Annotated in this window: 7 protein-coding genes; all 7 read left to right on the top strand. The window is 76.3% G+C overall.

Features of this window, described 5'->3' with window-relative positions:
• Nucleotides 1-125: 125 nt before the first annotated feature.
• The 7 genes from AB0K43_RS20240 to AB0K43_RS20210 all read left to right on the top strand — a co-directional run bounded on the left by AB0K43_RS20240 (nt 126) and on the right by AB0K43_RS20210 (nt 15,904).
• Entirely contained in the window at nt 126-7,841 is a 7,716-nt protein-coding gene (locus AB0K43_RS20240; RefSeq protein WP_363641588.1) for a hypothetical protein, read from the top strand.
• Nucleotides 7,841-10,444, top strand: a complete 2,604-nt coding sequence (locus AB0K43_RS20235) for a right-handed parallel beta-helix repeat-containing protein (protein WP_363641586.1) — start codon at nt 7,841-7,843, stop codon at nt 10,442-10,444. Before AB0K43_RS20240 ends, AB0K43_RS20235 begins: the two co-directional genes overlap by 1 nt.
• Before the next feature lie 131 nt (nt 10,445-10,575).
• Complete coding sequence (locus tag AB0K43_RS20230) at nt 10,576-11,640, top strand: LacI family DNA-binding transcriptional regulator (protein WP_363641584.1); 1,065 nt, start codon at nt 10,576-10,578, stop codon at nt 11,638-11,640.
• A gap of 226 nt (nt 11,641-11,866) precedes the next feature.
• Nucleotides 11,867-12,550 (top strand): hypothetical protein, encoded by a 684-nt coding sequence (locus tag AB0K43_RS20225; RefSeq protein WP_363641582.1) that lies wholly within the window; start codon nt 11,867-11,869, stop codon nt 12,548-12,550.
• A 311-nt stretch (nt 12,551-12,861) separates the two neighbouring features.
• Nucleotides 12,862-13,260, top strand: coding sequence for a DUF485 domain-containing protein (locus AB0K43_RS20220; RefSeq protein ID WP_363641580.1), 399 nt, complete (start codon nt 12,862-12,864; stop codon nt 13,258-13,260).
• Nucleotides 13,248-14,882, top strand: a complete 1,635-nt coding sequence (locus AB0K43_RS20215) for a cation acetate symporter (protein WP_363641578.1) — start codon at nt 13,248-13,250, stop codon at nt 14,880-14,882. The genes AB0K43_RS20220 and AB0K43_RS20215 overlap by 13 nt, the downstream gene beginning before the upstream one ends.
• Nucleotides 14,882-15,904: an AMP-binding protein gene (locus AB0K43_RS20210; protein ID WP_363641576.1), complete on the top strand. Its 1,023-nt coding sequence runs from the start codon at nt 14,882-14,884 to the stop codon at nt 15,902-15,904. The genes AB0K43_RS20215 and AB0K43_RS20210 overlap by 1 nt, the downstream gene beginning before the upstream one ends.
• Nucleotides 15,905-16,183 lie beyond the last annotated feature (279 nt).

Raw genomic sequence — 16,183 nt, 5'->3', positions numbered from 1 at the left:
GGCGGCCGCTCCGGTTCAGCCCGGTCGGCGTGAACCGGGACGGCCGCCCGTACGTGCACAGCACGGAGTGCCGCCCGCAGCACGGCCGGTGCCCGCCGCGGGCCGCGTACCGAGAGGACACCGAGATGGCGCAGCGTCCGACCGACTGGAGCGCGATCGGCCTGCCCGGCGACCCCACGCCGGGGGATCCGGAGAAGATCGACGAGGTGCAGCGCTCGATCGCCGACCTCGGCCGCACCGCCCGGGAGATCGACGACGCGCTGGAAGCCGTGCTGAACAAGACCGGTGACGGCGCGTTCGTCGGCCAGACCGGCGACGCGCTCCGCGACAAGATCAGCGGCCCGCTGCGCAGCTTCGTCCAGTCCGTGGCCGAGGGCTTCGAGAACTCCGCCCGGGCGCTCACCAGCTACGTGGCCGTGGTGCGCGACCAGCAGTGGCGCGCCGACAACGCGCTGAGCCAGGGCCGCGGCATGGCCAAGACCGACGCCCGGATGGCCGAGCTGACCCGCACCGCCAAGCAGGCCGGCACCGCCCAGGACGAGGCCGGCCGCACCGCCGGCACCGCGCTGAGCAGCGCCGCCCGGGGCATCAAGCAGCCGGTCTCGGACTGCGACCTGTTCTGGGAGGCCTTCCAGTGGCTGGCGATCGCGCTGATCCTGCCGGCCCTGATCTTCGGCGGCCCGATCGCCCTGATCGCGATCGGCGTCAACCTCGCCATCTTCATCAAGACGGCCGTCTACTTCGCCCAGGGCAAGGCCAGCGCGCTGGACCTGTTCCTCTCCGGCCTCGGCATGATCGCGCCCACCACCAAGGGCATCCCGATCCTCAAACTGATCAGCGCCGGCGCCAAGTTCACCTGGAACGGCGTCAAGGGGGTCGGCCACACGATCGCCGCCTTCTTCCGCGGCATGTTCACCGGCGGCGGGCTGCGCTCCTTCGCCTTCCTGCCGGGCCTGCGCGACTTCGCCTCGCTCGCCGGCAACTGGATCAGATCCGGCGGGCTGTGGGTGATGGGCTCGCTCACCAAGCTCCCCGGCTGGGCCGGGATGACCCTGCACAACAGCGGGCTGGCCGTGGTCCAGGGCATCAAGGGCCTGCCGGCCCTGGTCCGCGGCCTGCCGGCCGGGCTCGGCCGGGGCGCCGGCGTGACCTGGGACTTCGCCCGGGCCCAGCTCGGCGGCACCAAGTGGCTGCGCCTGGTGCTGCCGGTCGACGCCGCCGAGATCGGCGAGTACGGGCTGCGCGGGGCGCTGCGGATCGGCTTCGTGGAGCGCGGCCTGATGGGCAGGTTCCGTTTCGGGGCGCCGCTGCTCGGCACCGCGGGCCGGACCGCGGCCGCCGTGCCGGTGCCGCCGCCGCTGCACCAGGTGGACGCCCTGGTCGACCTGCCGAAGGCCGACCTGGCACGGATCCGGCTCGGCGACTGGTCCGGGCCGCGCGGCCTGGAGCTGCCGCACGTGGAGCCCGGCGGGCTCGGGTTGTCGTTCTCCCGGCCGCCGACCTTCGGCGTGCACACCGGCTTCGCCGACCAGCTGTCCTTCGCCCCGGACGCGGTCCGGCGGCTGGACGCCCTGCTGGACACCCCGGTCCGCGAGCTCCAATCGGTCCGGATGGGGGACTGGAGCAACCTCACCGTCACCCCGACCGGCCTGCACCTGGACACCGGGCTCGGCGTCAGCGCCCACGCCCCGGGCCCGCTCGGCACCGCCGCCACCCACGCCGGCACCCCGGGCGGGCTGCACCTGCCCGGCACGCTCACCGCCGCGCAGCCCGTACCGCAGGTCGGTCACCTCACCGTCGGGGCGGGGGCCGGGGCGGCGGGCGGCCACCTGGGCACGGTGGGCACCGGCACGCTGCACACCGCCACCCCGCAGCTCTCCGCCGTGCACACCGCGACCCCGCACGTCCCCGCCGTGCACACCGCCGACCTGCTGGCCCCGGCCGCCAGCGTCCACCCCGGCGTCGGGCTCACCCCGGCGGTCACCGCGCCGCTCTCCCCGGTGCACGGCCTCGGCCAGGTCACCGCGCCGGGCACCCAGCTGCACGGCGCGCTGGACCTGCTCTCCACCGGCTCCGCGCCGGTGAACCGGGCGGACGCGCCGGTCTTCTCCACCGGCGGCCACCTGGGGGAGCACAGCACCCGGGCGCTGACGGCCCACCAGGTCAACCTGCACCTGTCGGAGTTCGCCCCGCCGCGGACCACCGCGGCCCCGCCGGCCGTGCTGCCGGCGGGGCACGTGGTGCCCGCGCCGGTGCCCGGCCCGGGGGCGCTGGTGGGCGACGCGCTCGGCCTGCTGGACCACGGCGGCCCGCGCCCCACCCCGGCCCCCACCCCGGCCCCTTCCCCGGCCCCGGCGGGCGGCGGCCACCTCCCCGGGTCGGCGCTGCCGGGGGCGCACGGTGCGGGCGCCGGCCCGGGCCGGCTGACCGGCGCCCAGCTGGACCAGCTGTGGCGGGAGCAGAGCCACCGGGTGGCCGACCTGTTCGGCCCGGCCGACGACCCGGGCCGGGCGGCCCGGCTGGAGGCCTGGGGAGACTTCACGCTGGCCCGGCACGACCTCGGCAAGGCCGAGCGGCTGCTCTCCGACCTGAACGCCCGCCCGGGCTCGGGCTCCCGGCCGAGCCCGGTGGTGATCCACGCCCAGGCCTCGGTGGACACCGCCGCGCAGCACCTGGACGACACCGTGGAGCGGCTCACCGCGCTCGGCGTCGACCCGGCCCGGATGGACCGTGACCTGGCCCGGCTGACCGATCAGAGCCTGCGCGAGCGCCCCCGGCTGCTGGGCGGCGCCGACCGGCCACCGCCCGCGGTGCAGCAACTGGTGGTGCAGGCCCAGCCCGTCCCGGTGCCGGCACCCCCGCCGCCGGTGGTGCTCGCGCTGACCGACCCGGGCACCGCCGGCGCCAACGGCCTGCGGATCGAGACCACCGTCACCCCCGGCGGCCCGGTGCACCGGGTGCTGGACGCGCAGAACGTGGCCGACCCGCTGCTGCACCCGGTGGCCCGCCCCGGCGGCGGCTTCGACGTGCACAACGCCCACCTGGGCAGCACCCAGAGCTACGACGCCACCGGCCGGCTGATCGCCGAGGACACCCCGCTGGCCGGTCCGGACGCGGTCCACACCGGCCAGTACGTGCACACCGCCTACGACGTCCACGGCACCCCGACCCACCAGGCCCGGGACGTCAACGGCGCGCTGGGGCTGGACGCCCGGGCCCGGCCGGGCGGCGGCTTCGACCTGCACGACCCGATCACCGGCGAGCACCGCGGCTTCGACCACGGCGGCCGGCTCGTCGAGGAGGGGCGGCCGGTGCGGGACGCCACCGGGGCCCCGGCCGGCGCGGTGCTGCTCCTCGGCCACGCCGACGGCGGCGGGGTGATCACCCGCACGCTGGCCGGGGACGGCCACACCCTGACGGTGCTCGGTGGCGGGGCCGGCCTGCGGATCACCGACCGGGTCACCGGCCGCTCGCTGCGCACCGACCTGCGGGGCGGCTTCCTCGGTGAGGGGCTCGCGCTCGGCGACGGCGCCGGTCTGCGCGGTGCCCGGTTCGCGGTGCCGGACGGCGCGGGCGGCCACTTCTTGACCGATGCGGCCGGCACCCGGCTGCCGCAGCCGGTCGGCACGCTGCCCGACGGCACGGTCCGGATCACCGACGCGGCCACCGGCCGGTCGGTGCGGTTCGGCGCCGACGGGCTCCAGGCGGACTCGGGGCTGTCGCTGACCGACGTGGCCGGCGCCCGGGGCGCGCACTTCGTGGTGGACGGTGCCCCGCACCGGGTCACCGACGCCGCGGGCCGGCCCACCGGCCTGGCCGCCGACCCGCTGCCCGCCGGCGGCTGGCGGGTGACCGACCCGCACACCGGGGCCTCCACCCGCTACACGCCGCAGGGCGGTTTCGCCGAGCAGGGTGTCTCGCTGACCGACGGCGCCGGTCTGCGCGGTGCCCGGTTCGCGGTGCCGGACGGCGCGGGCGGCCACCTGCTGACCGACGCGGCCGGCACCCGGCTGCCCGACCGGGTGCTGGCCCACCCCGGCGGCGGCTTCCGGGTGGAGCCGCCGCCGGCGGTCGGCGCCACCCTGCCCTACGAGCGGTACGGCGCCGACGGGGCGCTGAACGCCCGTGGCTGGCAGTTGTCGGACCACGGGGGTGCCCCGGTCGGGTACCTGGAGCGCGCCACCGGCGGCCCGGTCCACCCGCTCGCCCCGGCACCGCACTGGCTGGACGGCCACTTCCAGCCGGACGCCCGCCGGGTGGTCACCCCCGAGGGCACCGGCTTCCGGGTGGCGGACACCGACGGCGGCTACCGGGTCTTCGACCGGCCGGGCCACCTGACCGAGGACGCCACCCGGCTGCGCGGCCCCGGCCGGGCGGCACTCGACCAGTGGGTGGTGGTGCACACCCCGCCCGGCGGACCGCGCACCCTCGACGTGCTGGACGGCACCCGGACACCGCTGCCGCAGCTGGCGGTGACCGAACATCCGGGCGGGATCGTCCGGATCACCGACACCACGGCCGGCAACTCCTTCGTGCGGTACGGCGCGGACGGCACCCGGCTGGAGACCGGCTCGCCCCTGCGGGGACCGAACGGCAACCCCGACGGCACCTTCGCCGTGCTGCCCGAGCCGGGCGCCGGCGGGGTCCGCGCGCCCGGTCACCTGGAGACCGCCACCGGTGCCCGGGTGCCGCACCGCACGGTGACCGTCGAGCCGGGCGGCGCCCTGAGGGTGTCCTTCGACCGGCCGGGCGGCCCCCGGGACGGCGAGTTCACCGTCCACGCGCAGGGCAACGGCGCCGTCACCCACCGCGGCTTCAACGTGCTGGACGCCGGCCGCCGCACCGACCACCAGTACGTGGTCGACCTCACCCCGGCGGGCGGCGCCACCTGGCGCCGCGAGCCGCACCCGGCGGCGGCCCACCCCGGCGGCCCCGGCACCGGCGCGTTCCACCACGGCCGGGTCGAGATCACCGGCGACGGCGGCCGGATCCGGCTGCTCGGCTCCACGTACACGCCGGTCGAGGTGTTCGAACGCCGGGTGCTGCCCGGCGGCGGCGTGCTGGACGCCTTCCGCCGCACCGACACCCTCTCCTTCGGGGACCTCAACCGCCGGACCGGATGGGCGCACCTCGACGACACCGGCGCGCTGGCCGGGCACGGCACCCGCCGCTACGACACCTCCGGCTTCGGCTGGAAGGACGTCGACCACCGCGGCACCGCCGTGCACGAGTACCGCGAGGGCCTGCAGAAGACCGGCGGCGTGGCCGGCCACACCTTCGCGGTGCGCGGCGCGGGCGGCCGCTGGACCTGGCACCGCTTCGACGGCGCCGGCCAGGAGCTGGCCCACGGCCCCCGTACGCCGCACCGGGACGGCGGCTGGAGCGACCGGTTGCCCGACAACACCCTGGTGCAGAAGCAGTGGGGGATGGCGCACGGCCCGGACAAGGCAGGGCAGTACCAGGAGCACAGCTGGGCCAACGGCGCCCGGCAGCACACCTGGGAGCGGCAGTCCCCGCACGGCAAGGAGGTCGGCAAGCGGGAGGTGCTGCGGGACAACGGCGTGCTCACCACCACCCGGTGGTCCGAGCAGCGGCCCCCGCTGTGGGTGCGCGACAAGCTGGTGCACGCCGGCGCCCCGCGGGCCGAGTACCGCCACCTGGCGACCGACACCCGGTTCCAGACCTTCCACTGGGGCAAGGAGCTCGGCGGCCACCACAGCGGCGGCGTGCGCTACGTCGCCATGGACGGCAGCCTGGTCGACCTGGGCGCCGACGGCCGCTTCGTCCGCGCCACCGTCAAGCTGCACAGCGGCAACACGCTCAAGGTCGGCGACCACGCCGGGGTGCCGGACGCCGCCGGCCACCCGGCCTGGACCGAGGGCGGCCGGGCCGGCCACCGGGTGCCGGTCGCCCCCGCGCCCGGCGCCGGCGCCGCCGACCGGGCGATCTGGCAGGACCGCTTCCAGCCGCCCGGCACCAACACCTGGGAGGTGGCCCGGGAGGGCTTCGCGGACGGGACGGTCCGCGAGTACCGGGTGCCGCCGCAGGTGAACCCGGCCACCGGGCAGGTGAACGGGCGGATGACCCATGCCTGGGTGCAGCGCGACGCCCACGGCAACCTCACCGGCAGCCACGACGTCTGGAACGACGCCCAGGGCAACCCGATCCGGATCACCGGCACCGGCCGCCCCGACTCGGCCGAGTGGACCTGGACCGGCGTGGACCACCTGGGCAACCGGACCGGCGGCCGCCGGTTCGTCTTCCGCGGCTCCGCCGACCCGTCGCTGCCCTGGGACGACTCCTTCCGCGACTTCGACGGCGCCGGCCTGCTGGTCCGCGAGCGCGACATGCTGGACGGCGGCCGGTACGTCGACTCCTGGCGCACCGCGCCGGCGGCCGGCGGCGAGCGCTGGTCCACCGGGAAGTTCACCCGCGCCGGAGCGCCGGTCGACTACGGCGCCGGGCAGCAGGTCCGGCGCTGGTGGAACGACACCACCCGGACCTGGCAGAACGGTTGGCACCCCCGCGCCCAGCACTTCCGCGACGAGTTCCGCCCGGCCGGCGGCGGCCCGGCGCTCACCGTCCGCGAGGTGCCCCCGCACCTGTCGATCGGCGAGGGCCCGCTGCGGGTGCGCGAGTACCGGGAGGGCGGCGGCGTGGTCCACACTCCGGGCACCTGGAAGGAGTTCGACCACGGCGCGGTGGTCCGCGACCGGCGGGCGCTGGGCGACGGCACCTTCCTGGAGAAGGACGCCTGGCGCAGCCAGTGGCGCCGCTACGACGCCGCGGGCACCGTGCTCGCCCAGCGCACCGACAGCGGCCTGGTCTGGGAGACGGGCCCCGGTGGCCTGCGGGTGACCGGCAACGAGTACGACTTCCGCGGCCCGCTCACCGAGATCCGCGGCTGGGGCCGGCGGGTCCGCGAGGCCAACCGGATGCCCTGGGACGACGCCTCGGTGTCGGTCCGGGTGCCGCGCCTGCAGAACGCGCTCGACGGGGTGACGGGCCTGCCCGCGCCGGCCGGCGGCCGGGTGGCGCTCGGCGAGGCGCTCTACCAGCCCTACTGGAAGGTGCTGGCGAAGAAGGTCGCGCTGGAGTTCGGCCAGGAGTTCGTCCTGGAGTTCGGTGCCAACCTGGCCGTCAACGGCATCGTCGCCGCGGCCAACCACAAGCAGTTCACCGGGCAGGACGTGCTGAAGTCCTTCGCCAACGCGGCGGTCGGCGCCGGGGTGAAGAGCCTGGTCAGCACCGGGATGCACGAGCTGCGCGGCTCCGCGGTCGGCGGCCCCAAGTCGGTGCTGGGCAACGTGGACGGCGGCAAGCACGAGCTGCGCCGCCCGAACAACCACGACAAGACCTGGGCCAACGAGTGGGCCGGCAACGAGACCCCCACCCGGTGGCGCGGCGGCACCTACGACTTCTTCTACAACGCCGCCCTCGGCGGGGTGGTCGGCTGGGTCAACGGCTCGATGAACGCCGCCGTCTGGGGCGTCACCGGGGCCGACGGCAAGTCCCACGTGCTCAGCGGCATGGACGCCTTCCTGGACGGCGGGATCGCCGGCCTGGCCGGCCTGACCACCGCGAGCAGCGCGGCGCTGGCCAAGAACGCGGTGATCATGGGCGGCGGCAGCCGGCTGTTCCACCGGCAGGGCTTCGGCGAGTTCTGGATCCAGCTGCCGTTCAAGATCTTCGAGAAGACGGTCACCTCGATGTGGCTGACCAACGCCTACCGGGCCAGCATCAACCCGCCGTGGTACCGCGCGCCCGCCCCCGTACCTGCCCCCGCTCCCGTACCTGGCCCCGTACCCGCACCCGCGCCGCAGCAAGGACAGCAGCCCTGATGGACCGCCAGCCCTCCAGCCAGCCCTCCAACCAGCCCGCCCGCCGGTCCGCCCGCCGCTCCGCCCACGACGCGGCCCGGCAGGCGGCCCGGATCCTCCTCGTCGGACCGCGCGGCCGGGGCACCCACCGGCTGCTCGGCGACGCCCTGCGGGCCGCCGTCCCCGGCGACACCGTGGTGGTGGCGCCGGGCCGGTACGAGGAGGCGGTGGTGCTGGAGCGCAGGGTGGTGCTGGTCGCCGAGCAGGGCCCGGGCACCGTGGTGCTCGCCGCCCCGGCCGGAGCCGGCCCGGCCCTCACCGCGCAGGGGCCGGACTGCCTGGTGCGCAGCCTGGACATCGAGGGCGCCGAGCCGGGCGAGCCGGCCGTCGCCGTCGCCCCCGGCGCGGGCCTGGTGCTGGCGCACTGCACGGTGCGCGGCGGCCGGATCGAGGTGCGCGGGCCGGACGGCGCCGAGCCCCTCGACGCGGACGAGGAACCCGAGGCCGTGGCGGCCGTCCTGCTGCGCGACTGCCGGCTGGAGGGCGCCCGGCTGGCCGCCCTGCGGCTGTCCGGCGGGGCCAGGGTCCGGGCCGAGGACACCGTGATCGCCGCCGTGGACGGCACCGGCGTGGTGCTCTCCGGGACCGCCCGGCTGGACGCCGTCCGGCTCCGGCTGGAGTCCACCGCCGGCTCCGGCATCCGCCTGCGCGGCCGGGCCCGGCTGCGCCTGAGCGACTGCTTGCTGCTGCGGCCGGGCCGGGCCGGGCTGCTGCTGGAGGACGGCGCCCAGGTCAGCGCCGACACCACCCGGGTGGACGAGAGCGGCGCCGCCGGGGTGCACCTCACCGGCTCGGCCCGGGCCGACCTGGTGGACTGCCGGATCGGCCGGGCCACCGCCAGCGCCCTGGTCGTGCAGGACGAGGCCCGGCTCACCGCCCGCGGCTGCACGGTCTCCGACCCCGCCGCCAACGGGCTGCTGCTCACCGGCAGCGCCCGGGCCGAGCTGACCGACTGCCGGCTGGAGCGCTGCGCGTTCAGCGCGATCCACCTCTCCGGCCGGGCCGAGGGCAGCTTCACCGACTGCCGGGTGCGCGGCGGCGCCGAGCACGGCGTCCACCTGGCCGGCGAGGCCCGGGCCGCGCTGACCGACTGCGGCATCGGGGAGGTCACCATGGCCGGCGTGGCCGTCACCGAGCAGGCCGCCCTCACCGCGCTCGGCTGCCGGATCGCCGGCGCCGACATCGGGATCACCGTCGCCTCCCCGCGCGGCTCCCGGATCGAGCACTGCACGGTGAGCGCGGCGGTGCGCACCGGGCTGGAGATCGGCCCGGGCGCCGAGGCCGAGCTGACCGGCAACCGGGTGGTCGGCGCCGGCGCCGCCGGGATCCTGCTGGACGCCGGCTCCCGGGTCCGGCTGGCGGGCGGCTCGGTGGAGGACAGCACCGGCTCTGGCCTGGTGGTGTGGACCGGCGCCCGGCCCACGGTCAGCGGGCTGCGGATCGAGGGCACCGGCAAGAACGGCGTCTACTTCGCCCAGGACTCCGGCGGCTCCTTCACCTCCTGCGACGTGGTGCGGGCCGGCTTCCCGGCCCTGCACCTGGCCGCCGGCGCCGCACCCCGGCTGCACCGGTGCCGGCTGCTGGACTGCGCCGAGGCGCTCGGCGGCGACGAGGGCGCGGCGCCGGTCTTCGAGGAGTGCGACCTCGGCGGCGGCCCCGCCCCCGCCCGTCCGGCCGCACCCGCCGCCTTCGGGGCCGCACCCCCGCCGCCGGCCGCCCTCCCGGCCGAGCCGCCGGTGGAGACGGTGGAGGAGCACCTCGACGACCTGCTGGAGGAGCTCGGCACCCTGGTCGGCCTGGAGCGGGTCAAGCACGACGTGCACTCGATGGTGAAGCTGATGCAGGCGGTACGGCTGCGCGAGGAGGCCGGCCTGCCGGCGCCGCCGCTCAGCCGCCACCTGGTCTTCGCGGGCAACCCCGGCACCGGCAAGACCACCGTCGCCCGGCTCTACGGGCGGCTGCTGAAGGCGCTCGGCCTGCTGCGCCGGGGCCACCTGGTGGAGGTGGACCGCAGCGCGCTGGTCGGCGAGTACGTCGGCCACACCGGGCCGCGCACCGCCGCCGCGTTCAACCGCGCGCTCGGCGGGGTGCTGTTCATCGACGAGGCCTACTCGCTGGCCCCGGCCGTCGGCGGCGCCCACGACTTCGGGCAGGAGGCGGTCGCCACCCTGGTCAAGCTGATGGAGGACCACCGTGACGACGTGGTGGTGATCGCCGCCGGCTACCCCGCCGACATGGGCCGCTTCATCGGCTCCAACCCGGGCCTGTCCTCCCGGTTCACCCGCACCCTGCTGTTCGAGGACTACGCGGCCGCGGACCTGGTCGAGATCGTCGAGCACCAGGCGCGCGAGCACCGCTACGAGCTGACCGACACCGCCCGCGGGCAGCTGCTGCGACACTTCGAGACGATGCCCCGCGGCGCCGGCTTCGGCAACGGGCGCTCCGCCCGGCAGACCTTCCAGGAGATGACCGAGCGCCAGGCCCAGCGGATGGCCGAGCTGGGCACGCCCACCCCCGACCAGCTCACCGCGCTGGAGGCGGCGGACCTCCCGCTGCCGCTCTGAGCCCGCCGCCCTCCGGCGCGGCCCGCGCCGATCGGGCCCCGGGTGGTGGTCCGCGGCCCGACCCGGGGACGATGTGGGGGCGGCCGGGCATGGGCCGTGCCCGACCAGGCGAGTTCGAAGAGGTGGGACGGATGGCAGAGGCGGTGGACCCGGCGGCCGGTACGACGGCCGGCGGCCCCGGCCGGGGCGGGGCGCGCCCGACCCTGGAGGAGGTGGCGGCGCTGGCCGGGGTGGGGCGCGGCACGGTGTCCCGGGTGGTCAACGGCTCGCCCCGGGTCAGCGAGAAGGCCCGGGAGGCGGTGCGGGCGGCCATCGCCGAGCTCGGCTACGTACCCAACCGGGCGGCCCGGACCTTGGTCACCTCCCGGACGGACGCCGTCGCACTGGTGGTCCCCGAGGCCGAGACCAGGCTCTTCTCGGAGCCGTACTTCTCCGACATCATCAGCGGGGTCGCGGCGGAACTCGCCGAGAGCGACATGCAGTTGCTGCTGATCCTGGTCCGCAACCAGCGTGAGCGCGACCGCCTGTCGGCCTACCTGGGCGCGCAGCGGGTGGACGGTGTGCTGCTGGTGTCGGTGCACCAGGACGACCCCTTGCCGGCCCTGCTGGAGAGCCTGGGGATCCCGGCCGTGCTGGCCGGGCGGCGCGGCGACGCCGAGCCGCTGAGCTACGTCCTGGCGGACAACGCGGGCGGCGCCCGGATGGCGGTGCGGCACCTGCTGCGCCGCGGCTGCGCCGCGATCGCGACGATCACCGGGCCGCTCGACATGGAAGGCGCCCGGGCCCGGCTGAGCGGCTACCGGCAGGCACTGGAGGAGTCCGGGCGGCCGTACCGCGAGGACCTGGTCGGGCTCGGTGACTTCACCGAGGAGGGCGGCCGGCTGGCGATGCGCGCACTGCTGGAGCGCAGCCCGGAGCTGGACGCGGTGTTCTGCGCCTCCGACGTGATGGCCGCGGGCGCGATGCAGGTGCTGCGCACGGCCGGCCGGCGGGTGCCGGAGGAGGTCGCGGTGATCGGCTTCGACGACTCGATCGTGGCGCGGCACACCGATCCGCCGATGACCAGTGTCCGGCAGCCGATCGAGGAGATGGGCCGGACCATGGCCCGGCTGCTGCTGGACGAGATCGGCTCGCCCGGCAAGGCCCACCGGCAGGTGGTGCTGGCAACCGAACTGGTGGTCAGGGATTCGGCCTGACGGGGGCCGAAAGAAGCCGAATGGCCCCATGGCGCGTTAACTCTTCGGTGGCGACCGTCGTCCACGGCGACGGCCCGGCCGCCTAGCGTGGCATTCTGCTGCCGGAGGGTCCCGCCTGGACCCTGAAGGCCCAGGCGGGGACGGGGGATTCGTGTCCGCGGCCGGTGCAGCGCTCTCGGCCTGGAACGCCCGCGCCGTTACCGACCACCCACTGGGGACCAGCACCGTGCGCTACCGACCCGCGCTCACCGCCGCCAAGGCCACCGTCGTACTCGCCGCCCTGCCGGCCCTGCTGCTGGCCGGCGAGGCCGGGCTCGCGCTCGGCGAGGGCGGCCCGGCACCCGTCGTCGGCGACCGGGGGGACGACGGGATCACCCTCGCCCCGGGCCCGCTGCCGGGGCGGGCGGACACCGTCGCCCGGAGCGGGTCGGCCACCGGCCTCACCGTCCTGACCGCGGAAGGGTCGGGGCTGCGGCTGCACGCCGCCGGCGCCGGTGCCTCGCGCGCGGCCGACGGCGCGGCGGTGGTCGGCATGCCGGCCGACGGCGCGGACGACCAGGAATGGCTGGTCGGGCCGGCCGAGAACGGCGAACTGCTGCTCCGCTCCGCCCTGCTGAGCAGCGACGACAGCGGCCCGCTGGTGCTCACCACGGACCCGGACGACTCGGTGTACCTGCAGCACGAGCGCGCCGGCGAGCGGGCCGAGGGCCAGCTCTGGACCTTCGTGGACGACCCCGCGCAGCCCGCCGGCGGCCGGTTCCGGATCCTCGGCCACCGCGGCGGCTGCCTGCTCGACCAGGGGTACGGCGAGCGCCTGGTCGTCGGCCAGTGCGAGGACCCCCGGGCCTGGTGGTCCGGCCGGCTCCCGGACCGACGCCCCGTCAACCCCGGTCTGACCGTGACCCCCTGAGAACCGCGGCACCGAACACCGGCCCACCGAAAGGCCGGCGCCGGGCGACCGAAAGGTCTGCGGCCGGCGCCCCCGCCAGGTTGCCCGCGGCCTCGATCCGCTGCTGGGATGAGGCCCGTACGGTGCCGCCGGCCGGATCCGCTCCGCCCGCCGCAGCCGCCGACGCACCCGCCACCCACCGGCCCCCGGGCCGCCGCCGACGCACCCGTCCGCCGGCGGCCCCGGCCTGCCCGCGCCCGAAGCGGCCCCCGCACCCCATCGGGCGGCGCCCGCCCCATCGGGCCCGCCCCCGTACCTCGACGGAGAGCTCCATGACCAGTACCACCCCACCCCGCGAACGCCCGCCCGAGAGCGGCGAGCCCTGCCCGGCGATCTACCAGGAGCTCCGCCGCAGCGAGGCCTTCGGGCAGCTGCGCCGCTCCTACCGGCGCTCCGCCGCCGTGCTGACGGCGGCGTTCCTGACCGTCTACCTCTCGTACGTGCTGCTGTCGAGCCACGCGCCCGCGCTGATGGCCGTCCGGCTCGTCGGCAACGTCAACGCGGCTCTCGCGCTCGGCGTGCTGCAGTTCGCGACCACCTTCCTGATCGCCTGGCTGTACACCCGGCACGCCGGCTCCCGGCTCGACCCGGTGGCCGACCGGCTGCGCGCGAAGTACGACGAAGCCCGGACCGAGGCAAGCCACTTGGAGACCTGCACATGCGCACGATGACCGCCGGCCCGGTCGGCCCGGCCGTGGGCGCGGAGGGGCACCGGGGCCTGATCCTCGGTGTCTTCCTCGCCTTCGTCCTGCTCACCCTGGCCATCACCGTCCGGGCCGGCCGCCGTACCGGCGGCACCTCGGACTTCTTCGCCGGCGGCCGGTCCTTCACCGGCTTCCAGAACGGCCTGGCGATCTCCGGCGACTACATGTCGGCGGCCTCCTTCCTCGGTGTCACCGGGACGATCGCGCTGTTCGGCTACGACGGCTTCCTGTACTCCATCGGCTTCATGGTGGCCTGGCTGGTCGCGCTGATCCTGGTGGCCGAACCGCTTCGCAACAGCGGCCGGTTCACCATGGCGGACGTGCTGGCCTTCCGGATGCGCCAGCGCCCGGTGCGGACCGCGGCCGGCATCTCCACCATCGTGGTCTCGGTGGTCTACCTGCTGGCCCAGATGGTCGGGGCCGGCTCGCTGGTCGCGCTGCTGCTCGGGGTCGACGGCGCCGGCGCCAAGAAGCTGATCATCCTCGGGGTCGGCCTGCTGATGATCCTCTACGTCACGGTCGGCGGGATGAAGGGCACCACCTGGGTGCAGATCGTCAAGGCCGTGCTGCTGATGGGCGGCACCATCCTGCTGACGGCGCTGCTGCTGGCCAGGTTCGGCTGGAACCTCTCGACGCTGCTGGGCGCCGCCGGTGAGGCGAGCGGCAAGGGCTCCGCGTTCCTGGAGCCCGGTCTGAAGTACGGCGCGACCTCGATGAGCAAGCTGGACTTCCTCAGCCTCGGCGTCGCGCTGGTGCTCGGCACCGCGGGCCTGCCGCACATCCTGGTGCGCTTCTACACCGTGCCGAGCGCCAAGGTGGCCCGGCACTCGGTGAACTGGGCGATCGTCATCATCGGCGCCTTCTACCTGATGACCGTGGTGCTGGGCTTCGGCGCGACGGCGCTGGTCGGCCCCAAGGCGGTCAAGGCCTCCAACGCTGCCGGCACCACGGCGGTGCCGATGCTCGCGGAGCGGCTCGGCGGCGGCGCCGGCAGCACCGGCGGGGCCGTGCTGCTCTCGGTGATCTCCGCGGTCGCGTTCGCCACCATCCTCGCCGTGGTGGCCGGGCTCACCCTGGCCTCGTCCTCCTCCTTCGCCCATGACCTGTACGCCCAGGTGATCCGCCGGGGCCGGGCCACCGAGCGCCAGGAGATGCGGGCCGCCAGGCTCGCCGCGGTGGGCATCGGCGCGGTCGCCGTGGGCCTGAGCATCTTCGCCGACAAGCTGAACACCGCGGCCCTGGTCGCGCTGGCCTTCGCCGTGGCGGCCTCGGCCAACCTGCCGACCATCCTGTACAGCCTGTTCTGGAAGCGCTTCACCACCCGTGGCGCGCTCTGCAGCATCTACGGCGGCCTGCTGTCCTCCGTGCTGCTGGTGACCTTCTCGCCGGTGGTCTCGGGCAAGGCGACCTCGCTGGTCCCGACCGCGGACTTCGCCTGGTTCCCGCTGGAGAACCCGGGCTTGGTGTCCATCCCGGTCGGCTTCCTGCTCGGTTGGGCGGGCAGCCTGCTGTCCCCGGAGGAGCCCGACCGGGCAGCCAAGTACACCGAGCTGGAGGTCCGTTCACTCACCGGCGCGGGGGCCCACTAGTGCGGTCGCTGGACCAGGAGGCGCTGGCCGGCCCGGACCGGCAGGCCGAGGGGCGCCGCGGCGACCGGGTGGCGCTCCACTTCGAGGGCGGCATCGGCGACACCCGCTCCCTCACCTTCGCCGAGCTCGGCGAGGAGGTCGCCCGGGCGGCCGCAGCCCTGCGCGGGCTCGGCGTCGGGCCGGGCGACCGGGTCGGGATCTACCTTCCGGTGATCCCGGAGGCCCTGGTGGCCGTGCTGGCCTGCGCCCGGGTCGGGGCCGTCCCCGCGTCGGTGTTCGGCCTGTTCGCAGGCGGCCGGCCGGTCGTCCCGGGCCTGCGCGACCTGGCCGCCGAGGTGGTGATCACGGCGGACGGGAGCTTTCGGCCCGGGCCGCCGGCGCAGGCCGACGGCGTGCATCGGCACGGCACGCCGGTCGCGCTCAAGCCGGCCGTCGACGAGGCGCTCGCCGGCAACCCCCTGGTCCGGCACGTCCTGGTGGTGCGCCGCACCGGCGGTCCGGTGCCGTGGCAGGCGGGGCGCGACCTGTGGTGGCACGAGTGCGTCGAGCGGGCGGAGGGCGGCCCGGGCGGGCCGCTGCCGTACCCGGGCGGGCGGCGGGACGACCACCGGGAGCTGGGCCTGCGGCCCGGCGCCGACGTCTACTGGTGCGCCGGCGAGGTCGGCTGGCTGGGCGGCCGCCCGTTCGGGGTGTTCGGCGCACTGGCCGCCGGGGTCACCCAGGTGCTCTGCGAGAGCAGCCCGGCGGTGGCCCGCCGCAGCCGGCTCTGGGAGATCGTCGACCGGTACGGCGTCACCTTCCTGCACACCGACCCCGCGACCGTGCAGGCCCTGCTGAGCTGGAGCGAGGAGCTGGCGGACCGCTACGACCTGTCCAGCCTGCGGGCGCTGTGCCGGCTGACCGGGCCCGACCCCGGGCAGGTGCGGGTGATGCACCGGATCCGGGACTGGAGCGGCCGGGCGCGGGCCTGGGAGTCGTGCCGCCACCCGGTGCCCGTGGCGGCGCGGGCGCAGCGGCCCTGACCGACCGAAGGGTTTGTCCGGCCGGACCGACATTTCGGTGCGATCCGGCCGGGCGGGGGCCGTCCGGGCCCCATGATCGAGACGTGGCACGGGGGCGGTCCGCCGCCCCGATCGAACAAGCATCTGGAGTTCTGTACACATGAGCAACGAGAGTCTGGCGAACCTGCTCAAGGAGGACCGCCGGTTCGCGCCGCCGGCGGAGCTCGCCGCGGCCGCGAACGTGACCGCCGCCGCGTACGCGCAGGCCTCCGAGGACCGGCTGGGGTTCTGGGCCGAGCA

Source organism: Kitasatospora sp. NPDC049258, assembly GCF_040678895.1.
Taxonomy (GTDB): Bacteria; Actinomycetota; Actinomycetes; order Streptomycetales; family Streptomycetaceae; genus Kitasatospora.
This window is presented reverse-complemented; position numbering and strand designations above follow the sequence as displayed.